At 75.0% G+C, this 23,336-nt stretch carries 22 protein-coding genes, 1 pseudogene and 1 riboswitch; of the genes and pseudogenes, 18 read left to right on the forward strand and 5 right to left on the reverse strand.

The genetic code is table 11. The features are described from left to right. Position 1 precedes the first annotated feature (1 nt). Together BM093_RS01310 and BM093_RS01315 are read left to right on the forward strand one after the other, a co-directional pair. Positions 2-226, forward strand: coding sequence for a formate dehydrogenase subunit delta (locus tag BM093_RS01310; protein WP_093335885.1), 225 nt, complete (start codon positions 2-4; stop codon positions 224-226). A gap of 97 nt (positions 227-323) precedes the next feature. Then, a complete protein-coding gene (locus tag BM093_RS01315; RefSeq protein ID WP_093335888.1) occupies positions 324-1,886 on the forward strand; it encodes an ABC transporter substrate-binding protein in 1,563 nt (520 codons plus the stop codon). A gap of 21 nt (positions 1,887-1,907) precedes the next feature. Here the strand turns inward: BM093_RS01315 and BM093_RS01320 are convergent, their stop codons facing one another. Continuing rightward, a complete protein-coding gene (locus BM093_RS01320) occupies positions 1,908-2,798 on the reverse strand; it encodes a universal stress protein (protein ID WP_093335890.1) in 891 nt (296 codons plus the stop codon). 181 nt (positions 2,799-2,979) lie between these two features. Between BM093_RS01320 and BM093_RS01325 the strand changes: the two genes are divergently transcribed. From BM093_RS01325 to BM093_RS01355, 7 genes are all read left to right on the forward strand, one after another. Further along, positions 2,980-3,903: an ABC transporter permease gene (locus BM093_RS01325; protein ID WP_245773221.1), complete on the forward strand. Its 924-nt coding sequence runs from the start codon at positions 2,980-2,982 to the stop codon at positions 3,901-3,903. After that, complete coding sequence (locus tag BM093_RS01330; protein WP_093335895.1) at positions 3,900-4,691, forward strand: ABC transporter permease subunit; 792 nt, start codon at positions 3,900-3,902, stop codon at positions 4,689-4,691. Before BM093_RS01325 ends, BM093_RS01330 begins: the two co-directional genes overlap by 4 nt. Continuing rightward, positions 4,688-6,163, forward strand: coding sequence for an ABC transporter ATP-binding protein (locus BM093_RS01335; RefSeq protein WP_245773222.1), 1,476 nt, complete (start codon positions 4,688-4,690; stop codon positions 6,161-6,163). Before BM093_RS01330 ends, BM093_RS01335 begins: the two co-directional genes overlap by 4 nt. A gap of 33 nt (positions 6,164-6,196) precedes the next feature. Further along, on the forward strand, positions 6,197-6,574 hold the full coding sequence (locus BM093_RS01340) for a hypothetical protein (RefSeq protein ID WP_093335898.1): 378 nt from the start codon (positions 6,197-6,199) through the stop codon (positions 6,572-6,574). Next, a complete protein-coding gene (locus BM093_RS01345) occupies positions 6,571-8,091 on the forward strand; it encodes an ABC transporter substrate-binding protein (protein WP_342742951.1) in 1,521 nt (506 codons plus the stop codon). Before BM093_RS01340 ends, BM093_RS01345 begins: the two co-directional genes overlap by 4 nt. A 74-nt stretch (positions 8,092-8,165) precedes the next feature. Then, the gene (locus BM093_RS01350; protein ID WP_093335904.1) at positions 8,166-8,423 is read left to right on the forward strand and encodes a type II toxin-antitoxin system Phd/YefM family antitoxin; all 258 of its coding nucleotides are present in this window, start codon (positions 8,166-8,168) and stop codon (positions 8,421-8,423) included. After that, positions 8,411-8,815 (forward strand): PIN domain-containing protein, encoded by a 405-nt coding sequence (locus BM093_RS01355; protein ID WP_093335907.1) that lies wholly within the window; start codon positions 8,411-8,413, stop codon positions 8,813-8,815. The genes BM093_RS01350 and BM093_RS01355 overlap by 13 nt, the downstream gene beginning before the upstream one ends. A gap of 26 nt (positions 8,816-8,841) precedes the next feature. On the opposite strand, the gene BM093_RS01360 is transcribed toward BM093_RS01355, so the two are convergent. Then, entirely contained in the window at positions 8,842-9,447 is a 606-nt protein-coding gene (locus BM093_RS01360; RefSeq protein WP_093335910.1) for a TetR family transcriptional regulator, read from the reverse strand. Positions 9,448-9,535: 88 nt separating this feature from the next. On the opposite strand from BM093_RS01360, the gene bioB reads away from it, so the two are divergent. The 6 genes from bioB (at position 9,536) to BM093_RS01390 (ending at position 18,185) form a co-directional block, all read left to right on the forward strand. Further along, positions 9,536-10,630, forward strand: coding sequence for a biotin synthase BioB (gene bioB, locus BM093_RS01365; protein WP_093335912.1), 1,095 nt, complete (start codon positions 9,536-9,538; stop codon positions 10,628-10,630). Continuing rightward, on the forward strand, positions 10,627-11,940 hold the full coding sequence (gene bioA / locus BM093_RS01370; protein WP_093335914.1) for an adenosylmethionine--8-amino-7-oxononanoate transaminase: 1,314 nt from the start codon (positions 10,627-10,629) through the stop codon (positions 11,938-11,940). The genes bioB and bioA overlap by 4 nt, the downstream gene beginning before the upstream one ends. Positions 11,941-11,945: 5 nt before the next feature. Then, positions 11,946-13,097, forward strand: coding sequence for an 8-amino-7-oxononanoate synthase (locus tag BM093_RS01375; protein WP_093336546.1), 1,152 nt, complete (start codon positions 11,946-11,948; stop codon positions 13,095-13,097). 11 nt (positions 13,098-13,108) lie between these two features. Next, positions 13,109-13,750, forward strand: a complete 642-nt coding sequence (bioD, locus tag BM093_RS01380; RefSeq protein WP_093336550.1) for a dethiobiotin synthase — start codon at positions 13,109-13,111, stop codon at positions 13,748-13,750. Between the two features lie 78 nt (positions 13,751-13,828). Then, positions 13,829-14,085: riboswitch (cobalamin riboswitch) on the forward strand. Positions 14,086-14,214: 129 nt separating this feature from the next. After that, positions 14,215-17,067, forward strand: a complete 2,853-nt coding sequence (locus BM093_RS01385) for a ribonucleoside-diphosphate reductase subunit alpha (RefSeq protein ID WP_093335917.1) — start codon at positions 14,215-14,217, stop codon at positions 17,065-17,067. 20 nt (positions 17,068-17,087) lie between these two features. Then, positions 17,088-18,185 (forward strand): ribonucleotide-diphosphate reductase subunit beta, encoded by a 1,098-nt coding sequence (locus BM093_RS01390; protein WP_093336553.1) that lies wholly within the window; start codon positions 17,088-17,090, stop codon positions 18,183-18,185. A gap of 18 nt (positions 18,186-18,203) precedes the next feature. Here BM093_RS01390 and BM093_RS35705 read toward each other — a convergent pair whose 3' ends face one another. From BM093_RS35705 to BM093_RS01400, 3 genes are all read right to left on the reverse strand, one after another. After that, positions 18,204-18,350: a hypothetical protein gene (locus BM093_RS35705; RefSeq protein WP_177238208.1), complete on the reverse strand. Its 147-nt coding sequence runs from the start codon at positions 18,348-18,350 to the stop codon at positions 18,204-18,206. A gap of 88 nt (positions 18,351-18,438) precedes the next feature. After that, positions 18,439-19,281: an SDR family NAD(P)-dependent oxidoreductase gene (locus tag BM093_RS01395; protein WP_093336556.1), complete on the reverse strand. Its 843-nt coding sequence runs from the start codon at positions 19,279-19,281 to the stop codon at positions 18,439-18,441. Between the two features lie 230 nt (positions 19,282-19,511). Then, the gene (locus BM093_RS01400) at positions 19,512-20,432 is read right to left on the reverse strand and encodes an LLM class flavin-dependent oxidoreductase (protein WP_093335920.1); all 921 of its coding nucleotides are present in this window, start codon (positions 20,430-20,432) and stop codon (positions 19,512-19,514) included. A gap of 36 nt (positions 20,433-20,468) precedes the next feature. Here BM093_RS01400 and BM093_RS01405 point away from each other — a divergent pair, with 36 nt between their 5' ends. The 3 genes and pseudogenes from BM093_RS01405 to BM093_RS36920 all read left to right on the forward strand — a co-directional run. Beyond that, complete coding sequence (locus tag BM093_RS01405) at positions 20,469-21,449, forward strand: ABC transporter substrate-binding protein (RefSeq protein ID WP_245773224.1); 981 nt, start codon at positions 20,469-20,471, stop codon at positions 21,447-21,449. Then, a complete protein-coding gene (locus BM093_RS01410) occupies positions 21,446-22,576 on the forward strand; it encodes a FecCD family ABC transporter permease (protein ID WP_093335923.1) in 1,131 nt (376 codons plus the stop codon). Before BM093_RS01405 ends, BM093_RS01410 begins: the two co-directional genes overlap by 4 nt. A gap of 59 nt (positions 22,577-22,635) precedes the next feature. Beyond that, positions 22,636-23,064 (forward strand): annotated as a pseudogene (locus BM093_RS36920) (ABC transporter ATP-binding protein); the annotation flags it as partial. Positions 23,065-23,336: the final 272 nt, after the last annotated feature.

Here is a 23,336-nt window from a genome sequence, read left to right on the forward strand (position 1 = left end):
GATGTCCGCAGCACCCGAACCGGCCACCGTCACCCCCGAGGTGCGGATGGCGCACGAGATCGCCCGGCAGTTCGCGGGCGAGCCACCCGAGCAGGCCGCGCAGACGATCGCGGCGCACCTGCGCAAGTTCTGGGCACCCTCGATGATCACCGCGTTCCGGACCGAGGCCGCGGCCGGGGCCGACCTCGACCCGGTGGTCGCCCGGGCCGCGGAGCTCCTGCGGTGAGAGCGCACCCGCCCCTCCCCGCGCGGCCCTGACCGTCCGGCCGGGTCCGCACGCGGCCCACGTCGGCGCGTGCGGACCCGTCCGGCACCCTGGTCGGGTGTCCTTGAGCCGACGGGCCTTCCTGCGCGCCACCGGTGCCGCCGCGGCGCTGGCCGGGATCCCGGCACTGGCCGCGTGCGGGGCCCCGGCCGACGCCGCGGAACCCCGGCTGACCGTGGCGTTCGCCGGGACCGGCCCGCTCGGGACGCCGGACCCGCACCTCGTGTGGCGCCCGGTGGACCGGGCCCGCGCCGCGGCCGTCGCCGACACCCTGCTCGTGTGGGGGCAGGACATGCGCCCGGAACCGCACCTGGCCGCGTCGGTGGGGCCGGACCGGACCGGGACGCGGTGGCGGGTCCGGCTGCGGGAGGCGATCGCGCACGACGGGCGGCCGATCACCGCGGCCGACGTGCTGGCGTCGTGGCGGCGGATCCTCGCCCCGGCGACCGGCGCGACCGCCGCGCCGTTGCTGTCCCATGTGGACCTCTCGGCCAGCCGGGCGCTCTCGGCGACCGAGCTGGAGATCGTCCTGGACACCCCGGACTTCCTGTTCCCGCTGGTCCTGGGCGCGCCGGGGACCGGGATCGTGCGCGACGGCCGCGGCGACGCCCCGGTGGGCACCGGCGGGTTCCGCACCGCGGGCGACGACCCGGCCGTGCTGGCCCGCCACGACGCGCACTGGCTGGGCGCGGCACCGTCGGCCGAGCTGGCGTTCCTGGTCGACGACGCCGAGGAGAACCGCTACCAGTCGCTGCTCGACGGGCACGTCGCCTGGGTCCACGACCTGTTCCCGCACAGCGTGCGCCGCATCCTCGGCCGGACCGGGACCAGGGTGGTCTCCGCGCCGGGCTCGGCGACCCGGTTCCTGGACTTCGTCGGCGAGCCGCTCGCGGACCCGCGGCTGCGCGAGGCCGTCCGGATCGGCATCGGCCGGGACGAGCTGGTGCGCACGGTCCTGCTGGACCTGGGCAGCCCCGGCGACGACCTGTTCGGCCCGGGGCTCGACCGGCACCCGGACGACCTGCCGCCCGTCGCGCGCGACGTCGTCCGGGCCCGCGAGCTGGTCACGGCGGCCGGCGCGGACGGAGCGACGGTGCCGCTCGTGCTCGACCCGTTCGACCCGCTGTCCCAGCCGGCGGCGACGATCGTCGGCGAGCAGCTGGAGGCGATCGGGCTGCGCCCCGAGCCCCACGAGGCCGACGCGCCGGACGCCGACCCGACGCCCGGGCTCCGGTTCCGCCGGGTCCCCGCGAACCCGATCCCGCTGCACCTGCGGGCGACCGCGCGCGACCGCGCCGCCGGGGCGGACGCGGAGGCCGGGGCGGGCGACGCGCGTGCCGGCGGCACCGACGGCGTGGGCTTCGCGAGCCACACCGGCGAGGCCGGCACCGTGGACGCTGCGGACGACCTGGGCCGGTTGCTCACCACCGCCGCCGGCACCCCGGACGAGCGGGCCCGCGACGAGGCCCTGCGCCGGGCGCAGCTGCTGCTGCGCCCCGAGGCCACCGCCTGGTCGGTCGGCGACGAGCACGTCGGGATCTCCGCGGACCTGACCGGGGTCGAGCCGGCCCGCCCGGACACCGGCACCTGGGCCCGCTTCCACCGGGTGCGGTGGGGCTGACCCGGCCGGGCCGCAGCAGGATCAGCCTGCGGACTCCGCGCCGTGCTCGGTCACCACGGCGACCGGGCAGTCGACCCGGTGCAGCACCGACTGGCTGACCGACCCGAGCAGCAGCCCGGCCAGGGCGCCACGGCCCCGGGACCCCACGACGACGAGCCGGGCCCCCTGGGCCGCCTTGGCCAGCGCGGGGATCGGGTGCGAGTGCGGCAGCTCGGTCTCGATCCGCAGGTCCGGGTGACGCTCCCGCCAGGGCGCGACCGCCTTCTCCAGGTCGGCGGCGACCTCGGACTCCACCCGGTCCCACGGGACCAGGTCCATGATCCACGACTCGGCGGTGTCGTGCGTCCACGCCTGCACCACACGCAGGGTCGCGCCCCGGCTCACCGCCGCGTCGACGGCGAACCCCAGCGCGTTCGCCGCGACCGGAGAGCCGTCGTAGGCGGCCACCACCGGGCCGTCGTGCTCGCCCTCACCGCGGACGACGACCACCGGGCACGGGGACAGCGCGCACACCGCGCGGGACGTCGATCCGGCCACCAGGCCGCTGAACCCGCCGCGGCCCCGGCTGCCGACCACCAGCAGCTGCGCGGTCTCGGCCTCGGCCAGCAGGCCCTCCGGCACCGACCCGTTCCGGACGACGTGGGCCACGGTGACGTCCGGGGCCACGCCGTGCGCCTCCGCGGCGGCACTGTGCAGCAGTTCCCCGATGTGCTCGCGCAGCCGATCACGGTTGTGGTGGTCGAGGTCGGCCATCCCCGCCATGGGACGGAACGCCGACCAGTCCAGTACGCCGACCAGGCGCAGCGGGGCGGACCGCCGTCCTGCTTCGCGGGCCGCCCAGCGCACCGCCTCGGCCGCCGACTCCGACCCGTCCACCCCGACGACGATCGCCGCGTCCCCGGCCTCGCTCATCCGCTCCTCCTCAGGTCGTCGCCGGCCGCGGCCGGCCGGCACGGCGAGTGTGCCGGTCCGGGCACCGGTCCGGCGAGAGCCGGAGGTCCCGGTGAGCGGGCTCTCTTGAACGCACCCGCGGCCTGTGTTCCTGTGCAGATGTTCAGGTGGAAGCGGAGGTGTCGTGCGGCGAGGGCGGAGCGTGACCGTGCGTGCGGTCGTCGCGCTCGCCCAGCTGGCCGCCGCCACGGTGGCGATCTTCGTGCTGACCACGCTGCTGCCGGGCGGGACGGCCGAGGTCGTGCTCGGCCCGGACGCCACCGACGAGCAGGTCCGGGAGCTGGCCGCCCGGCTCGGCACCGACCGCCCGCCCGGTGTGCGGTTCGCGGAGTGGGCCGGCGGGGCGGTCACCGGCGACCTGGGCTCGTCGCTGGTGACCGGGCGCACGGTGCTCGACGAGATCGCCGACCGGTTCGGGAGCACCGCACTGCTCACCGGGCTCACGCTGCTGGTCGCGGTCCCGTTGGCCGTGCTGGCCGGCACCGTCGCCGGGCGTCGCCCCGGCAGCCCGGCCGACCGGGTGTCGACCGCGACCGTCTCGGCGTTGCAGGCCGCACCCCAGTTCGCCCTCGGCCTGCTGCTGGTCGCGCTGTTCTCGTTGCAGCTCGGGTGGCTCCCGGCGACGGCGGGCGGCGGGGCCCTGCTCACCCCGGCCGTGCTGGTCCTGCCGGTCGCGGTGCTCGTCGCCTCCCAGCTGGGGTGGCTGTCCCGCCAGGTCCGGCAGGGGGTGCTGCAGACCGACCGGTCCCCGCACGTCACGCACCTGCGCCGGCTCGGGCTGAGCGAGCCGGTCGTGCTGTGGCGGCACGTGCTGCCCGGTGGGGTCGCGCCGTCGCTGCAGCAGCTGGCCCGGATCACCGAGGGGACGCTCGGCGGGGTCGTGGTGGTGGAGTCGCTGTTCGCGCTGCCCGGGGTCGGGGCGGGCGTCGTCGAGGCCGTGCAGAGCCGGGACCTGCCGCTGGTGCAGGGCTACGCGCTGCTCGCCGCGGTCGTCACGATCATGCTGAACCTGCTCGTCGACCTGCTCACCGCCCGGCTCACCCCGGTCCGGGAGGACGCCCGGTGAGGCGCGGGACGCTCGGGGCCGTGCTGGCCGGGGTGCCGCTGGCGTGCGCACTCCTCGGCCCGTTCCTCGCCCCGCTGCTGCCGGCCGCCGGATCCGGTGCGCTGCTGCCACCGGGCCCGGGCCACCCGCTGGGCACCGACGCGCTGGGCCGCGACGTGCTGGCACTGGCCCTGACCGGGGGGACGACCGTCGTCGCGCTGACCCTGGGGGCCCTGGCGCTGGCCTACCTGGTCGGGGTGCCGCTCGGTCTGGTGCTCGCCGCGACCACCCGGCGGTGGGCCGCGAGCGCCACCCAGCGGGTGCTCGACGTGCTGCTGGTGCTGCCGTCACTGCTGGTGCTGCTCGTACTGGCGGGGACCGGCCGGCGCGGGGTCGGCTGGCTGCTGGTGGCGACGGCGGTGCTGCAGCTGCCCGCGGTCGTCCGGCTGGTCCGCGCGGCGGCCGCCGCACCGGCCCGGCGGGTCGCGCTGGAGACGATGTGGCTCAGCGGCGAGCCGTGGTGGCGGATCCACCTGGTGGAGACGGGCCGATTCGTCGGCGGGCCGGTCCTGGTCGACGCCGGCACCCGCGGCGTCATGGTGCTCGGGCTGCTGGCCAGCGCGAGCTTCCTCGGTGTCGGGCTGCCGCCGGACACGGTGGACTGGGCGGTGGTGATCGAGCAGAACTCGGCGGCGCTGTTCCTGGCCCCGGCGGCCCTGCTGGTCCCCGCGACCCTGCTGGTGGCGCTGGCCGCGGGGACGAACCTGCTGGTCGACCGGGTCGCCGACCGGACGGGGGCGGTGGTGTGACCGGCGTGCTCACCGTCCGCGGCCTGGGCGCCCGCACCCCCGGCGGGGCCGTGCTGCTCGACGGCGTCGACCTCGACCTGGCGCCCGGGCAGGTCCTGGCGGTGGTCGGCGCGTCCGGGGCGGGGAAGTCCACCCTCGGGCTGGCCCTGCTCGGCGAGGCGGCGCCCGGGCTCCACCTCACCGGCTCCGTGCAGGTGCAGGGCCCGGTACAGCTGCAGGGCCCGGGCCGGATGGACGGCACCGAGCTGCTCGGCCGGCCCCTCCCGGCGCTGCGCCGGGCCCGCGCCGGCCGGGTGGGGCACCTGCCGCAGCATCCGGGCGTCGTGCTGGACCCGGTGCGCCGCACCGGACCGGTGCTCGACGAGCTCGCCGCGACCGTGCACGGACGCGGCCGGACACACCGGCAGGCCCGGGCCGCGGCGGTGGCCGGGGCCCTCGAACTGGCCGGGCTCGGCGGGGAACCGGAGCTGGCCCGCCGGTTCCCGCACCAGCTCTCCGGCGGTCAGCAGCAGCGGATGGCGCTGGCGCAGACACTGGTCACCGGCCCGGACGTCGTCGTGCTGGACGAGCCGACCACCGGCCTGGACCCGGACACCACCGGCGCCGTCGTCGAGCGGCTGGCGGCCGTCGCCCGCGCCGGGACGGCACTGGTGCTGCTCACCCACGACACCGGCACCGCCGCGGCGCTCGCCGACGAGGTCGTCGAGCTCCACGCCGGCCGGGTGCTCCGCCGCGGCACGGCGGCCGAGCTGCTCGCACCGGCCGCCACCGGCACCGGCCGGGAACATCGTCCGGGCGGGGACGTGCTGCTGGCGGTGACGGGCCTGTCGGTGTCCACCCCGGCCGGGGCCCTGCTCCTCTCCGATGTGGACCTGACGGTCTCGCGGGGCGGCCTGCTCGCCGTCGTCGGACCGTCCGGTGCCGGCAAGACCACCCTCGGCCGGGCGATCGCCGGGCTCGCGCCGTGCACCGGAGAGGTCCGGGTCGGCGGCAGCCCCGTGACCGGGCGCCGGGCCGTCCAGTACGTGCACCAGGACTGCCGGTCGGCGTTCCTCGACCACCGGCCCGTCCTCGACCAGGTCGCCCGGCCGGCCGAGCTGCTGCGCCGGCTCCCCCGCGCCGACGCCCGGGCCGCGGCGAGGACCGTGCTGGCGCGGCTCGGTCTGGATTCCGGGACCGCGGCCCGGCGCCCGGGCGAGCTGTCCGGCGGGCAGCTGCAGCGCGCGTCGGTGGCCCGGGCGCTGCTCGCGCGGCCCGCGGTGCTGGTCGCCGACGAGGCGACCTCGGCGCTCGACGGCGAGCACCGCCGGCTACTGCTGGGCGAGCTGGACCGCGCCCGCCGGGAGGACGGCCTGGCGGTGGTCCTGATCAGCCACGACCCGGCCGTGGTGGCCACCGCCAACTGGGTGCTCGCGCTCGCCGGCGGGCGGGTCGCCCCCGACCCCGGAGGTACGGTCGTGCTCATCACCTGAACAGGTCTTCAGTCATGACGTAGTGTCACGATCATGTCCGCGCTCCCCGCCGTCACGGTCTGCCGGGGGTGTTGCTGCGGCTCCGGCCGGAAGCACCCCGGCGTCGACCACGCCGCCCTCCTCGAGCGACTCACCACCGGTACCGACGGCCACGCCCGGCTGCGGACCAGCGACTGCCTGGGCCCGTGCACCGATTCCGACGTCGTCGTGGTCGGCCCGGTGCCGTCCGCCCGGCGGGCCGGCGCCCGGCCGGTCTGGCTGCGCCGGGTGCTCGACGCGACCGCCGCCGACGCGGTCGCCGGATGGGTGCGCGCCGGCGGGCCGGGCGTGGCGGAGCGGCCCGCGGCACTCGACGAGCACGTGTTCGTCCCCGGCGCGCAGGCGTCGGACGCGGCGCGGGCGGCCGGGTGAGCGCCGCGCTGAGCCGACGCGGGTTCCTGGCCGCCGCGGGCCTCGGCGCCGCCGGGCTCGCCCTCGCCGGGTGCGGCACCGGGCCGGGCTCCGGCGGGGACCGGTTGCGGGTCGCCTTCGCCGCAGGCGGGTCCCGGGAGTCGCTCGACCCGCACGTGCTGCCGCTCTACGTGGACCAGGCCCGGGCGAAGGCCTGCTTCGACACGCTCACCGGCTGGTCACAGGACATGACCCCGCAGCCGCGGCTCGCCGAGTCCTGGGAGAGCGACGCCGCCGGGCGGCGCTGGCGGATCCGGCTGCGTCCCGCCCCGTTCCACGACGGCCGGACGCTCACCGCCGACGACGTCCTCTACTCGTTCCGCCGGATCACCGACCCGGCCACCACCGCGATCGCCGCCGCGCTGTTCCGCGACCTCGACCTCACCGCCTCCCGAGCGGTCTCGCCGACCGAGCTGGAACTCGTCCTGAACCGGCCGAACTTCCTGTTCCCGCTGGCCTGGGGCGCACCCGGCACCGAGATCGTCCAGCAGAACGCGACCGGCTTCGACGCACCGGTGGGCACCGGACCGTTCCGGTTCACCTCGTTCACCCCGGGCGGCCCGGCGCTCTACACCGCGTTCGACGGCCACTGGGACGGCCGGCCGGCGACCGGCGAGCTGGAGTTCCTCCCGGTGGACGACGAGGAGGCACGGATCGGCGCACTGCTGTCCGGCCAGGTCGCCTATGCCCACGACCTCACCCCCGCCGGGGCCGCCCGGCTCGACGGCGACGACCGGGTCGCGGCGCTGTCGGCGCCGGCGTCGGCCCACCAGTTCCTCGTGCTGCGGGTGGACCGCCCGCCGTTCGACGACGCCCGGCTGCGCGAGGCCGTGCGGCTCGGCATCGACCGCGACGAGCTGGTGCGGGTCGCGCTGCTCGGGCGCGGCCGGGTCGGCAACGACATGTTCGGCCAGGGCCTGCGCTACTACCCGGACGAACCCCAGGTCGTGCGGGACGTCGAGCGCGCCCGCGCGCTGGTCACCGAGGCCGGCGCGCAGGGGCTGGCGGTGGAGCTGCAGACCAGCGGGGCCGACCCCAACTTCGACGCCGCCACCGCGGTCGTCGCCCGGCAGCTGGCCGAGGTGGGGCTGCGGGTGACCGCGCGGGCGCTGCCGTCGGAGAACTACTTCTCGACGATCCGCAAGCAGGGCGTGTTCTCCCAGAACAGCACCGGGTCGCTGCCGATCCCGGACTACATCGGACGCCGGATGCTGACCTCCACCCCGACCTACGACTTCACCGGCTACCGCGACCCCGAGATCGACAGGCTCTACTACGCCGCCACCGGCACCGCCGACGAGGCAGCCCGCACGGAGTCGTTCCACCGGGTCCTGCAGCGCCTCCGCGCCCACTCCGGCGGGCTCGTCTGGGGCGTGCGGGACTGGAACGTCGGCGTCGCCGCGGGCGTGTCCGGGATCGCCCCGGCCCGGCCCAACACGTTCGCCTGGGCGAACTTCGCCCGGGCCCGCCTGGGCTGAGCACCCCCTCGTCCCGGACCAACCTGCACCTGGAGGCGATTCTCGGATTCAGATAATCTGAGTCCGTGCGTGAGATGACGGCATCCGAGGCCTCTCGGAACTTCTCGGCGGTGCTGGACTCCGCCGAGCACGGTGAGACGATCGTGGTCACCCGTGCCGGTCAGCGGGTCGCCGTGATCGCGCCGGCGCCTCGCGCCAACGGAGCCGCCCTGCGAGCGGTGTTCGAGCGCTGGCAGGGAGAACGGGCAGTGGACGACGCGTTCGACGCCCGGGTGCGTGCAGCACGTGACACGGCCCCGGCCGAGTGGGACACCGACCCGTGGTACGCCTGATCCTCGACACCGGGGTCGTCATCGCCGGGGTTCGTGGTCGGCTCGACATGGCCGCGCTCGCGGACACCGACGACGTGGCCCTGCCGGCGATCGCCGTAGCCGAGTACCTCACCGGGACGTTGCTCGATGCCGACCCCGGACGGGCCGCGGCCCAACGCATGTTCCTCGACGACATTCTTCAGGTACTGCCCGTCCACGACTACGATCGAACCGTCGCCGAGCACCACGCAGCACTGCTGGCCCACGTCCGCACCACGGGCGACAAGCGGGGCGCACACGATCTGATCATCGCGGCGACGGCGCGAGCGACCGGCCGCCTCGTTCTCACCACCGATGATCGTGCCCGCTTCGGAGAACTGCCCGACGTCTCCGCACGCGTCGTCGCCGGCTGACAGCACGCACGCAACCCCGGTCGACGTCACGAACCCGGCGCCCGGGCGCCGCACCGCTCTGCTCCGCGGTCACGGCCCGCACCGCCGGGCCCGAGTGCCGGGGCACTCTCCAGCCCCTGCAGCACGGCGTCGAGCCCGAACCGGAAGGCCTCCTCCGCCTCCACGGCGTGCCCCGGCTCGTCGGCCACGATCCCGGTGCGGACCAGCTCGGCCCGGTTCTGCTCCTCGGCGACCGCCCCCAGGACGTAGTGCACCAGGGTGCGGGCGGCCCAGCGCGCCTGCCGCGGCCCGAGCCGGTCGGCGAACAGCTCCGGGAACGTGCGGCTCGGTGCCAGCCCCTCCGGCCGGAACGCCAGCACGAACGAGACGACCTCCGCGCCGTCGCGGACCCGCCGCAGCGCGTCGCGCAGCTCACCGGCGGCGCTGCGGGCGTCCGGCGCGGTCGGACCGTCACCGAGGATCCGGGTCGCCACCTCGGCGAGCAGCTCCTGCTTGTTCGCCACGTGGTAGTAGAGCGCACCCGGACGGACGTCCAGGTCCTGGGCCACCCGGCGCATCGAGAGCCCGCTCAGGCCCTGCTCGTCCAGCACGGTGTAGGCGGCGTCGACGATCCGCTCCCGGGTGAGCCCCACTCGATCAGTGTCGCAGCGCCGACCCCGGCAGCACCGATCCGATCGGGGGTCTTGCCGGAGCGATCGTCGTCCGCCTACCGTTTGAACGGTGTTCAAAACCTATGACGTGATCGTGGACCGGCTGCTCGACGGCGCCCCGCTCGACCGCGGTGAGGCCCTCGACGTCCTCGCCACGCCCGACGAGGAGGTCCTGCACCTGGTCGCCGCCGCGAGCCGGCTGCGCCGCGCGCACTTCGGCGACCAGGTCAAGGTCAACTACCTGGTGAACCTGCGGTCGGGGCTGTGCCCGGAGGACTGCGGCTACTGCTCGCAGCGGCTCGGCTCGACCGCGGAGATCCTCACCTACTCCTGGCTGCCGACCGCCGACGCCGTCCGCGAGGCGAGCGCCGGGATCCGCGGCGGCGCGTCCCGGGTCTGCCTGGTCGCGAGCGGGCGCGGGCCCGGCGACCGCGACGTCGAGCGGGTCGCGACGATCGTCGAGGAGCTGCGCGACGAGCACCCCGGCGTCGAGGTCTGCGCCTGCCTCGGGCTGCTGCGCGACGGGCAGGCCGAGCGGCTGCGCGCGGCCGGCGTCGACGCCTACAACCACAACCTCAACACCGCCGAGTCGCGCTACGAGGAGATCTGCTCGACCCACACCTTCGACGACCGCGTCGACACCGTGGCCAAGGCCCGCGCTGCCGGGCTCTCGCCCTGCTCCGGGCTGATCGTGGGCATGGGCGAGTCCGACGACGAGCTCGTCGACGCCCTGTTCGCGCTGCGCGAGGTCGGCAGCGACTCGGTCCCGGTCAACTTCCTGATGCCGTTCGAGGGCACCCCGCTGGCCGGCACCTGGCTGCTGGACCCGCTGCGCTGCCTGCGCATCCTGGCGCTGGCCCGGATGGTCGCCCCGGCGACCGAGGTGCGCATGGCCGGTGGGCGCGAGCAGCACCTGCGGTCGCTGCAGCCGCTGGCGCTGCACGTGGCGAACTCGCTGTTCCTCGGCGACTACCTCACCAGTGAGGGTCAGGCCGCCGAGCAGGACCTGCAGATGATCGCCGACGCCGGGTTCACCGTCCTCGGCGCCGATTCCGGCTCCGGCCCCGCTGCCGACCCCGCCACCGACTCCGGCCCCGCTGCCGACCGCTCCGCCACCGCGCTCCGGCTGCGCGGCGCCGGCACGACCCAGGCACCCAACGCATGACCGGTCTTCTGGAACGCGACCGCGGCCTGCTCTGGCACCCCTACGCCCCGCTCGACGGCCCCTCCCCCTACGCCGTCCACGACGCGTCCGGGACCCGGCTGGACCTGGAGGCAACCGACGGGACCCGCTTCTCGGCGATCGACGCGATGAGCTCGTGGTGGTGTGCCGTCCACGGCTACCGGCACCCGGTGCTCGACGCCGCGATCCACGACCAGGCCGACCGGTTCAGCCACGTCATGTTCGGCGGGCTGACCCACGAACCGGCCGTCCGGCTCGCCGAGGAGCTGGTCCGGGTCACCCCCGCGCGGCTGCAGCACGTGTTCCTGGCCGACTCCGGCTCGGTGTCGGTGGAGGTCGCGCTGAAGCTCGCCGTCCAGTACCAGGCCGCGACCGGGCACCCCGGCCGACGGCGGTTCGTCGCGGTGCGCGGCGGCTACCACGGTGACACCACCGGCGCGATGGGCGTGTGCGACCCGGTCGACGGGATGCACGCGCTGTTCCCCGGGCTCGTCTCCGACCAGCTGTTCCTGCCGCGCCCGCCCGCCGCGCGGACCGACCACGGCAAGCTCCTGCCGGAGGCGGACCCGGCGGTCGACGCCTGGATCACCGAGGCCGAGGAGCTGGTCGCGGCGCATGCGGACACGGTGGCGGCGATCGTCGTCGAACCGGTCTTGCAGGGCGCGGGCGGGATGCACGTCTACCCGCCGCGCTGCCTCGCCGCGCTGCGCCGGATCGCCGACCGGCACGACGTGCTGCTGGTCGCCGACGAGATCGCCACCGGCTTCGGGCGGACCGGCGCACCGTTCGCGGTCGAGCACGCCGGCGTCGAACCGGACGTGCTGTGCCTGGGCAAGGCGCTGACCGGCGGCTACCTCACGCTCGCCGCGGTGCTGTGCAGCGGGCGGGTCGCCGAGGCCGTCACCCGCTCCCCGCAGCGGGCGCTGCTGCACGGCCCGACGTTCATGGCCAACCCGCTGGCCTGTGCGGTCGCGGCCGCCTCGCTGTCACTGCTCACCCCCGCGGTCACCGACCGGGTCGCGGAGATCGGCCGCGAGCTGTCCACGGCGCTCGCCCCGGCCGCGGAGCTGCCCGCGGTGCGCGAGGTCCGGGTGCTGGGAGCGGTCGGGGTGGTGGAGCTGACCGGCCCGGTCGACGTCGGCGCGGTGACCCGGGCGGCCCTGGAGCGGGGCGTCTGGGTGCGCCCGTTCCGCAACCTCGTCTACACGATGCCGCCCTACATCACCGGTCCGGACGAGATCGCCGCGATCGGGGCGGCCGTCACGGGCGCGATCGCGCAGGTGCACCGGTGACCGCCATGGCCGACTGGCTCGCCCGGGCAGCGGAGGGCCGGGCCCGGGCCGGGATCGTGCGGGCCACCGACGTGCGGCGCAACCCGCAGTCCCGGCCAGGCCTGCTGGACCTGGCCTCGAACGACTACCTGGGCCTGGCCGACGACCCGCGGGTGCGGGAGGCCGCCGTCGCGGCGGTCGGGCGGTTCGGCACCGGCGCCCGGGCGTCCCGCGTCGTCACCGGGACCACCGCCGGGCACGCCGAGCTGGAGGCCGAGCTCGCCCGCCTGACCGGGCAGCCCGCCTGCCTGGCCTTCTCCAGCGGCTACACCGCCAACGTCGGCCTGCTCACCGCGCTCGGCGACCCGGACACGCTGTTCGTCTCCGACGCCCACGCGCACGCCTCGCTGGTCGACGGCGCCCGGCTCGCACGGTCGCCGGTGGCGATCTGCCCGCACGCCGACCTCGCCGCGCTCGAGCGGCTGCTGCGCGAGCGCACCCAGCCGCGCGCGGTCGTGGTGGTCGAGTCGCTGTACTCGGTGCTCGGCGACGCCGCCGACCTCGACCGGATCGCCGCCCTGTGCGCCGAGCACGACGCACTGCTGGTCGTCGACGAGGCCCACGGCGTGGGCGTCGCCGGGCACGGCCGGGGCGCGGTCCACGCCGCCGGGCTCGCCGGCGCCGAGCACGTCGTGCTGACCGCGACGCTGTCGAAGGCGCTCGGCGCGCAGGGCGGGGCGGTGCTCGGGCCGCCGGCGCTGCGCGCGCACCTGGTCGACACGGCCCGGACGTTCCTGTTCGACACCGCGCTGGCCCCGGCCGCCGCGGCGGCGGCCGCACAGGCCTGCCGGATCGTGCGCCGCGAGCCGGAGCGGGTCGCGGCCCTGCACGGGGTCGCCCGGGCCATCGCCGGCGCGGCGGGTGTCGAGCACGCCCCGGGAGCGGTGCAGTCGCTGCCGGTGGGCGCCCCGGAGGCCGCCGTCGACGCCGCCGCCCGGCTGTTCGACGACGGCGTGGTCGTCGGCTGCTTCCGGCCGCCGAGCGTGCCCGACGGTGTGTCCCGGCTGCGGCTCGTCGCCCGGGCCACCCTCGACCCGGACCGGGCCGCCGATGCCGCGCACCACGCCGCCGCCCTCGCCGCCGCGTCCACCGCCGCCCTCGCCGGGGCACCCGGGTGAGCGTCCTGGCCGTGACCGGCACCGACACCGGGGTCGGCAAGACGGTCGTCACGGCGGCCCTGGCGGCGGGTGTGATCGCGCGCGGGGAGACGGTGGCGGTGTACAAGCCCACCCAGGCCGGTCTGGACGACGGCCGGGGCGACGTCGACGTCGTCCGCGAACTGGCGGGTGTCACGACCGCGGTGGAGGGGATCCGGCTGGCGCACCCGATGGCCCCGGTCGCGGCCGCGCGGCGGGCCGGGACCACCCTGCCCGAGCTCGCCGAGCACGTGGCCCGCGTCGCGGACCTCGCCGCGGACCACGACCACGTCCTGGTCGAGGGCGCGGGCGGGCTGCTCGTCGAGCTGGACGGGCACGGCCGCACGCTCGCCGACCTCGCCGCCGCCCTGTCCGCCCCGGCGGTCGTGGTCTGCCGCAGCGGGCTGGGCACGCTCAACCACACGGCGCTCACGACGGAGGCCCTGACCCGACGCGGGATCGCGCTCGCCGGGCTGGTGATCGGTTCCTGGCCGGCCGCGCCGTCGGAGGTGGAGCGCTCGAACCGCGCCGAGCTCGACCGCTCCCCCGCCGGCCTGCTGGGCGCCCTGCCCGAGGGAGCGGGCCGGCTCGATCCCGCCCGGTTCCGCGCCGAGGTGCAGCTCCGCTGCCCGTGAGTGCTTTTCGCGGTCCTGACCGCGAAAAGCACTCACGGGCAGAATTGGGGGTATCGAACGTGTGGCAACCCAACATGTAGTGTTCGCCGTGCTGGTGGTTCACCGGTCCCGCACGGGCCGGTGAGGCAAGAGGGAACCCGGTGCGAGTCCGGGACTGCCCCGCAGCGGTGAACGGGAACGACCGCCGTCACGAGCACTGGGAGCCCGTCTCCCGGGAAGCGACGGTTACTAGGCTTGTGAGTGGAAACCGCGGTCCTGACCGCGAAAAGCACTCACGGGCGCCGGAGGCGCCCATGCCCGTGAGTCCGAAGACCTGCCACCGGTGCGCGCACCGCCGGTGCGTGCAGCTCCGGGGCCCCGCGGGCGGGCGCCAGGGTGTGGTGGGTCGCGCACGGCGTCGGCCTGTCACCGCCTCCTCCGCGCGCGGGTCACGGACCGACGGCGACTCGCGAGGAGAGAGACCCGTGACCGCATCCACCGCTCCCCCCGCGCCGGCGCACGGCGCGGCCACGACCGGCCTGCGCGTCATCCGGCGCGACGGCACCGAGACCGCGTTCGACGCCTCCAAGATCACGGTGGCGATGACCAAGGCATTCCTCGCCGTCGAGGGCACCGCGGGGGACGCCGCGCACTCGTCGCGGCTGCACCACCTCGTCGGCGAGCTGACCGACCAGGTCGTCGCCGCACTGCACCGCCACCCGGCCCCGGTCGTGCACGTCGAGCAGATCCAGGACCAGGTCGAGCTCGCCCTGATGCGCGGCGAGCACCACCGGGTGGCACGTTCCTACGTGCTCTACCGCGAGGAACACGCGCAGGCCCGGAGCACGGGTGGCGACGACCGGGAGGCCGGCTCCGGCCCGGACGTGCGCGTCACCGCGCCCGACGGCACCCGGGCCCCGCTGGACCGCGCCCGCGTCGAGACCGTGCTCGCCGAGGCACTCGCCGGGATCGACGACGTCACGGCCGCGCCGGTGTTGTCCGAACTGGACCGCACCGTCTACGACGGCATCACCGCCGACGAGCTGTCCCAGGCCCTGGTCATGGCGGCCCGGACGCTCGTCGAGCGGGAACCGAACTACTCCCTGGTCGCCTCCCGGCTGCTGCTCGACCGGCTGCGCGCCGAGGCCGTGTCCCACCTGGCCGGGGCGCCCGAGACCCCCGACCAGGCCACGATGGCCGCCGGCTACCCGGCCTACACCCGCGACTACCTGCGCCGGGCGATCGACATCGGGCTGGTCGACCCCGAGCTCGCGACGTTCGACCTGGACCGGGTCACCGCCGCGCTGCGCCCGGAGCGGGACCTGGAGATCGGCTTCCTCGGGCTGCAGACCCTCTACGACCGCTACCTGCTGCACGAGCGCGGCACCCGCTTCGAGCTGCCGCAGGCGTTCTTCCTGCGGGTGGCCATGGGGCTGGCCCTGCGCGAGGACGACCGGGAGGCCCGGGCGATCGAGTTCTACGAGCTGCTGAGCTCGTTCGACTTCATGGCCTCCACGCCGACGCTGTTCAACTCGGGCACCACCCGGCCGCAGCTGTCGTCGTGCTTCCTCACCACCGTCGACGACGACCTCGAGTCGATCTTCGGTGGCTACCGGAACAACGCGCTGCTCGCGAAGTACTCCGGCGGGCTGGGCAACGACTGGACCCCGGTCCGCGGCCTCGGCGCGCACATCCGCGGCACCAACGGCGTCTCGCAGGGCGTCGTGCCGTTCCTGAAGATCGCCGGCGACACCGCGGTCGCGGTCAACCAGGGCGGCAAGCGCAAGGGCGCCGCGTGCGCCTACCTCGAGACCTGGCACATCGACGTCGAGGAGTTCCTCGACCTGCGCAAGAACACCGGCGACGACCGCCGGCGCACCCACGACATGAACACCGCGAACTGGGTGCCCGACGAGTTCCTGCGCCGGGTGCAGGCCGACGCCACCTGGACACTGTTCTCCCCGGACGAGGTGCCCGACCTGCACGACCTCTACGGGAACGCGTTCGCCGAGCGGTACCAGGAGTACGAGGCCGCAGCGCAGCGGGGCGAGATCCGGGTGCACCGCACCGTGCGCGCGGTGGAGCTGTGGCGGCGGATGCTGACCATGCTGTTCGAGACCGGGCACCCGTGGATCACGTTCAAGGACCCGTGCAACCTGCGCAGCCCGCAGCAGCACGCCGGGGTGGTGCACTCGTCGAACCTGTGCACCGAGATCACGCTGAACACCCGCGCCGGGGAGGACGGCGAGGTCGCGGTCTGCAACCTCGGCTCGGTCAACCTGGCCGCCCACGTCGGCCCGGAGGGGTTGGACGCCGACAAGCTGCGCCGCACGGTCACCACCGCGGTCCGCATGCTGGACAACGTCGTCGACATCAACTTCTACACGATCCCGGAGGCCCGCCGGTCCAACCTGCGCCACCGCCCGGTCGGCCTGGGGATGATGGGCTTCTCCGACGCGCTGTTCACCCAGCGCATCGCGCCCGGCAGTGACGCGGCGGTGGAGTTCGCCGACGTCAGCGCCGAGGCGCTCAGCTTCCATGCGATCGCGGCGTCGTCGGACCTGGCGGCCGAGCGGGGCAGCTACGCCACGTTCGACGGGTCGCTGTGGAGCCGGGGGATCCTGCCGATCGACTCGCTGCAGCACCTCGCCGACGCCCGCGGCGCCGGTGAGCTGGAGATCGACCGGTCGTCCACCCTGGACTGGGACGCGCTGCGGGAGCGGGTCCGCAGCCAGGGGATGCGCAACTCCAACGTGCTGGCGATCGCCCCGACGGCGACGATCTCCAACATCTGCGGCGTCGGGCAGTCGATCGAGCCGATCCACCTCAACCTGTACGTGAAGTCCAACATGTCCGGTGACTTCACCGTGGTGAACCCGCACCTGGTCCGCGACCTCAAGGAGCGCGGCCTGTGGGACGAGGTGATGGTCGCGGACCTGAAGTACTTCGACGGCTCGCTGGCCGATATCGACCGCGTGCCCGGCGATCTCAAGGAGCTCTACGCGACCGCGTTCGAGATCGAGCCGCGCCGGCTGGTGGAGGCGGCCGCGCGCCGGCAGAAGTGGCTCGACCAGGCCCAGTCGCTGAACCTGTACCTGGCCGGTCCGAGCGGACGCAAGCTCGACGAGCTGTACCGGCTGGCCTGGCGCAGCGGGTTGAAGACGACCTACTACCTGCGGACGCGGGCGGCGACGTCGGTGGAGAAGTCCACGCTCCAGGGGACCGACGGACGGCTGACGGGCGTGCCGAGCAGCCCCGCACCGGCCGCCTCCCCGGCCGCGGACCCCACCGCCGCCGCCTGCTCGATCGACGACCCCGACTGCGAGGCCTGCCAGTGACCACAGTGGACAACAATCCGGTGGACAACGCTCGGGCGGGGAACCACCCGGCGGGGAACGACACCGACACGACCGGGCTCGGCGAGATCGAGCGCGGCGCCGCCCCGATCGACGCCGACGACAAGCGCATGATCAACGCCCGGTCCGACGTCAACCAGCTCCTGCCGCTCAAGTACCACTGGGCGTGGGAGAAGTACCTGGCCGGCTGCGCCAACCACTGGATGCCGACCGAGGTCGCCATGCAGGCCGACATCGCGCTGTGGCGCTCCCCGGACGGGCTCACCGACGACGAGCGGCTGATGCTCACCCGCAACCTGGGCTTCTTCGCCACCGCGGAGTCGCTGGTCGCCAACAACATCGTGCTCGCGGTCTACCGGCACCTCACCAACCCCGAGTGCCGGCAGTACCTGCTGCGCCAGTCGTTCGAGGAGGCCGTGCACACGCACACCTTCCAGTACGTCTGCGAGTCGCTCGGGCTCGACGAGGGTGAGCTGTTCAACGCCTACCGGACGATCCCGTCGATCACCGAGAAGGACTCCTGGGCGCTGCGCTGGACCCAGGCACTGTCCGATCCGGACTTCCACACCGGAACCCCGGAGAACGACCGGGCGTTCCTGCGCGACCTGATCGCGTTCTACGTGGTCTTCGAGGGCATGTGGTTCTACACCGGGTTCGCGCAGATCCTGGCGCTGGGCCGGCGGAACAAGATGGTCGGCGTCGCCGAGCAGTACCAGTACATCCTGCGCGACGAGTCCATCCACCTGAACTTCGGCATCGACTGCATCAACCAGATCAAGATCGAGAATCCGCACCTGTGGACCGACGGGTTCATCCTCGAGATCCGCGCGATGCTGCACGAGGCGTGCGAGCTGGAGGTCGCCTACGCCCACGACACCATGCCCCGCGGGATGCTCGGCCTGACCGCGCAGACCTGCGAGCAGTACCTGCGGTTCATCACCGACCGCCGGGCCGAGCAGATCGGGCTGGCGCCGCTGTTCGGGCAGGCCGAGAACCCGTTCCCGTGGATGAGCGAGGCGATGGACCTGCGCAAGGAGAAGAACTTCTTCGAGACGCGGGTGACCGAGTACCGCAGCGGCGGCTCGCTGGAGTGGGACTGACGGCCGGGCGCCCGCGCGTCAGCCGCGCAGCGTGGTGAGGAGCTCGTCCACCCGGCGCCGGGCGATCCGGTCCGCCAGGCCGGCCCGGGTGCGGCCCCACAGCTCCTGGTAGCGGGCCGCGAGCGCCGTGTCGACGACGGCCTGGGCGGCGAAGGCGAACCACACCGCCCGGCGGTGCTGCCCGGCCCGGACGGCACGAGCACGGACAGCACGAGGTGCAGCCGTGCGGTCGAGCGCGACCGGGCCGGGGCGGCTACTTGGCGCCCATGCCCGCGTCGACGCGCAGCACGTGCCCGGTGATCTGGTCGGCGTTGTCCGACGCCAGGAACAGCACCGCGTCGGTGATGTGCGCCACCTCCGTCCGCCACTTCGGGCCCGGCATGTTGCCCGCCGCGGAGAACATCTCGTAGGCCTCGTCGGGCGCCATGCCGGCCTCGCCGGCGAGACCCCACACCATCCCGGAACCCTGCCCGTCACCGGGCCTGATCGTGGCCGGGGCGATGCAGTTGACGTTGATGTCGAACTCCGCGAGCTCGAAGGCCCAGGCCGAGGTCAGGCCCTGGAGGGCGTGCTTCGCGGCGACGTAGTGCGACAGCTGGGCGTGCCCGGCTCCGGTCACCCCCGAGGAGATGTTGATGATCTTTCCGGCGCGGCGGCCGATCATGTTCGGCACCACGTACTTGGCCACGTACGCGTGGCCCTTGACGATCGTGTCGACCACCGCGTCCAGCACGTGGGAGCGCATGCCCTGGATCGTGTCGAGCGCGGCGACACCGGCGTTGCACACGAGCACGTCGATGCGGCCGTCGAAGAAGTCCAGCGCCTTGGCCACGTTCGCCTCGACCTGCGACTCGTCGCGGATGTCGCACGGCAGCGGGATCGCCCGGCGGCCCCGGCCCTCGATCTCGCGCACGGTGTCCTCGAGCATCTGCGCGGTCGCCAGCGGGTAGATGTCGGGGATCGGATCGGTGATGTCGAGGGCGGCGACGTCCGCACCGGCCTCGGCGAAGGCGAGGGCGTGGCTCAGCCCCTGCCCCTTCGCCGCTCCGGTGATCAGGACGTTCTTGCCCTCGAGTCCACGCAGTGCAGCCGACACGGTCAGCCCCTTCCGGTTCGCGACGACCACAGCGTCGTCGCACGTCGCCGGTCGGCACCCGGACCGGTATGCGCCCGGCCGACCGGACCTCCTCGTCCGCCGCCACCCGCCCCACGGCACCGCGGCACCGGATCGGATGACGCCCGCGACGCTAACCAGGAACCGAGGACGTAGCAATACGCCTAACGCCGTTATCACCAGGTCCGTAGTCGCACCCGACCGAAACGTGGTTAGCCCGCTGACTTCGTCAGGGGTGCGCCATCGCGGAAGGTCGGTGCGCGGGACAGGCCCGCCAGCCGGCGCAGCAGCGGCGCCCACTCGGCGAGGGTGAGCCGAGCCGGCTGCACGTGGCAGAGCAGCTCGCTCGCGTGGCCGAGACAGGGATCAGCGGCGAGTCCGCCGAGCACCTCGTCGTCGGCCCCCGCGTAGACGTTGCCGGCGCCGAGCCAGACCTGCGGGTCGCGGCCACCGCGGGCGACGTGCGGGGCGAGCAGCGCGTGTGCGGCCGTCCGCGACTCCGCCGGGACGACCGGGCGGGACAGCCCGACCCGCCCACCGCCCGCCGCGCGGAACCGCGCGATCACCCCGGCGGCGCGGTGGTCGTCCGGCCCGGCGGGCCCGGAACGGCGCCCGGAGAGCAGCCCCAGACCGCGCCGCGCGGCCGTCGCGGCACCCTGCGGCGACGAGGTCGCCAGCCACATCCGGTCGCGCAGGCCGGGCGCGGCCCGAAGGATGCCGGCGTCCCCGGTCAGCACGTCGAGCACCTCGGCCAGCCGCACGTGCCGGCGCGCCGGGTCCACCCCGAACGCCTCGAGCACGCCCGGGTCGGAGCCGGCTCCCAGCCCCAGCTCCAGCCGGCCGCCGCTGAGCAGGTCGAGGGTGGCCGCGTCCTCCGCGAGGCGCACCGGGTGCTCCACCGCCCCGACGACGACGGCGGTGCCCAGCCGGATCCGCGCGGTCCGGGCGGCGACCGCGGCCAGCACGACCAGCGGCGAGGACGCGTGCCCCTGCTGCGCGCCGACATGGTGCTGGGCGATCCAGAACGAGGAGAACCCCAGCTCCTCGGCGAGCACGGCCAGCCGGACGGTGTCGTCCAGTTCCGACGCCGGGTCCCGCGGGCCGGCCGCGTGGGAGAGGACACCCCAGGACATACTGGACACCTGAGCAGACTTTCATAGATTGATCGGGTGATCCGACCACGTCTCGTCGCCGCCGTCGTCGCCGCGACGTTCCTGCTCACCGGCTGCGGTGCCGCCGTCCAGGACGCCCCGGAAGCCGGTGGCACGGCCGAGGGCTTCCCCGTCGTCGACGACAACTGCGGGGTCACGACGACCTACGAGGCCCCGCCCGCGCGCGCCGTGACCCTGACCTCCAACGCCACCGAGCTGATGCTCGAGCTCGGCCTCGCGGACTCGATGGTCGGCACGTCGTACCTGAAGAACCGGCCGATCGGCGAGCGCTACGCCGAGGCCTACGCCTCGGTGCCGGTGCTCGCACCGGGCCAGCCGTCGCTGGAACAGCTGGTCGCGGCCGAGCCGGACTTCGTCTACTCCGGCTATCCGGACGGCTTCTCCGAGTCGAACGGGCACACCCGGCCCCGGCTCGCCGAGCTCGGCATCGACACCCACCTGAACCCCGAGTCGTGCAGCGGGGGCCGCTCCGGCTTCGAGGACCTGTTCGGCGAGACGCTGCGGATCGGTGAGATCTTCGGCGTGCCGGAGCGGGCCGGGGCGAGCGTCGCGGACATGCGCGGGCGGCTCGACGCGGTCGCCGAGCGGCTCGGCACGGTCGAACCGGTCCCGGTATTCGTCTACAACAGCGGGGCGGACTCCCCGCGGACCGCCGGCGGCGCGGCGATCCTCACCGAGATGATCGAGCGGGCCGGCGGGCGCAACGTGTTCGCCGACGTCGACGAGCGCTGGCCGCAGGTCTCCTGGGAGCAGGTCGCCCAGCGCGCCCCCGCCGTCGTGCTGATCTACGACTACCTGGAGCCCAGCGTCGAGTCGAAGATCGCGACGCTGCGGGCCACCCCGGCCATCGCCGACGTCCCCGCGCTGGCCGCGAACGCCTTCCCGACGGTGGCGCTGTCGGAGGCCCAGCCGGGCCCGCGGTCGGTCGACGCCGTCGAGCAGCTCGCCCGCGACCTGCATCCCGACCGGTTCCGGTGAGCCGGCGCGCCGAGCTCGTCGCGGCCCTGCGGCCGGACGGCGTCGTCCCCGACCTCCCGGCCGGGCGGCGGCCCCCGCAGGACGGCGGCCGGCTGCCGATGCCGCTGGTCGTGTCCGGGCTGGTCGGGCTGCTGGTCGTCGCCGCGGGCCTGGCGCTGATGGTCGGGTCGGTGTCGGTGCCCTGGTCGCAGACCTGGCGGATCCTCGCCCACCGGCTCGGCGGCACCGCCCTGGTCCCCGCCCCGGACTGGACCCGCGCGCAGGACCTCATCGTCGCCGACACCCGGCTGCCCCGGGTGCTGCTCGCGGCGCTGGTCGGCGCCGCGCTGACCGTGGCCGGGATGGTGCTGCAGGCCGTGGTCCGCAACCCGCTGGCCGGGCCCGGCGTGATCGGGGTGTCGTCCGGGGCGGCGACCGGCGCGGTCGTCGTCATGCGGTTCGGGCTGCTCGGCGCGGGCGCGCTGACGCTCAACGTGGCCGCGTTCGCCGGGGCACTCGCCACCCTCGCCGTCGTCCTGGCCATCGCCCGTTCCGGTGGGCGGATCACCGTGCTGCGGCTGATCCTCGGCGGTGTCGCGGTCGGATCGGTGCTGTCCGCGCTGACCAGCCTGCTGGTGCTGACCGCGCCGAGCCCGACGCTGGCCTCGCAGGTGCTGTTCTGGACCCTCGGCGGGTTCGGTGGCGCACGCTGGAGCCTGCTGGTGGTGCCCGCCGTGGTGCTGGTGGCGGGGCTGGGCCTGTTGCTGAGCCGCTCCCGGGACCTGGACCTGCTGCTCGCCGGTGACGAGAGCGCCGGCGCGCTGGGGCTGGACGTCCACCGGTTCCGGCAGGTGATGTTCGTGGTCGTCGCGGTGCTGGTCGGCGTGACGGTCGCGGTCAGCGGGGTGATCGGCTTCGTCGGGCTGATGCTCCCGCACGTGGTGCGGTTCATGGTCGGCTCCGGGCACCGGCGCGGGCTCCCGGTCGCGGTCCTGGTCGGCGCGGTGTTCACCGTGCTGGCCGACCTGGTCGCGCGGACCGTGATGATCCCCGAGGAGCTGCCGGTCGGGATCGTCACCGCGCTGGTCGGCGGGCCGTTCTTCGTGTGGCTGCTGCGCCGCGACGGACGCCGGGAGGACCCCCGGTGACCCCGCTCGAGATCCGCGACGTCCACGTCACCGCCGGGCGGGCGACGCTGGTCGGCGGGGTGTCGCTGACCGTGGGGCCCGGCGAGGTCGTCGGCCTGCTCGGCCCCAACGGCAGTGGCAAGTCCTCGCTGCTGCGCACCGTGTACCGGGTCAACACGCCGGCCTCCGGGACGGTGCTGGTCGACGGCACCGAGATCCGCGACCGCCCGGTCCGGTGGGTCGCGCAGCGGGTCGGGGTGGTCGTGCAGGACATGCCCACCGACTTCCCGCTGACCGTGCGTGAGGTGGTGGCGATGGGGCGCTCCCCGCACAAGCGCCCGCTGGCCGCGGACGAGCCGGTCGACCACGCCCTGGTCGACGCCGGCCTGGAACTGCTCGACCTGACCGGACTGGCCGGGCGCCGCTTCGGCACCCTGTCCGGCGGTGAACGGCAACGCGCGCTGGTGGCCCGGGCCCTGGTCGGGCGGCCGTCCCTGCTGGTGATGGACGAGCCGACCAACCACCTCGACGTCCGCCACCAGCTCGAGCTGCTGGGCCTGGTCCGCGAGCTGGGCCTGCCCGCGCTCGTCGCGTTGCACGACCTGAACCTGGCCGCGCGGTACTGCGACCGCCTGTGCCTGCTCGACGGCGGCCGCGCCGTGGCGACCGGGAGCCCTGCCGAGGTGCTCACCCCGGAACGCATCGGCGAGGTCTACGGTGTCACCGCGACCGTGCTGGACCACCCCACGGCGGACTGCCCGCTCGTGGTCCTGTCGGCCTG

The sequence above is a fragment of the Pseudonocardia ammonioxydans genome (genome assembly GCF_900115005.1).
Classification (GTDB): Bacteria; Actinomycetota; Actinomycetes; order Mycobacteriales; family Pseudonocardiaceae; genus Pseudonocardia; species Pseudonocardia ammonioxydans.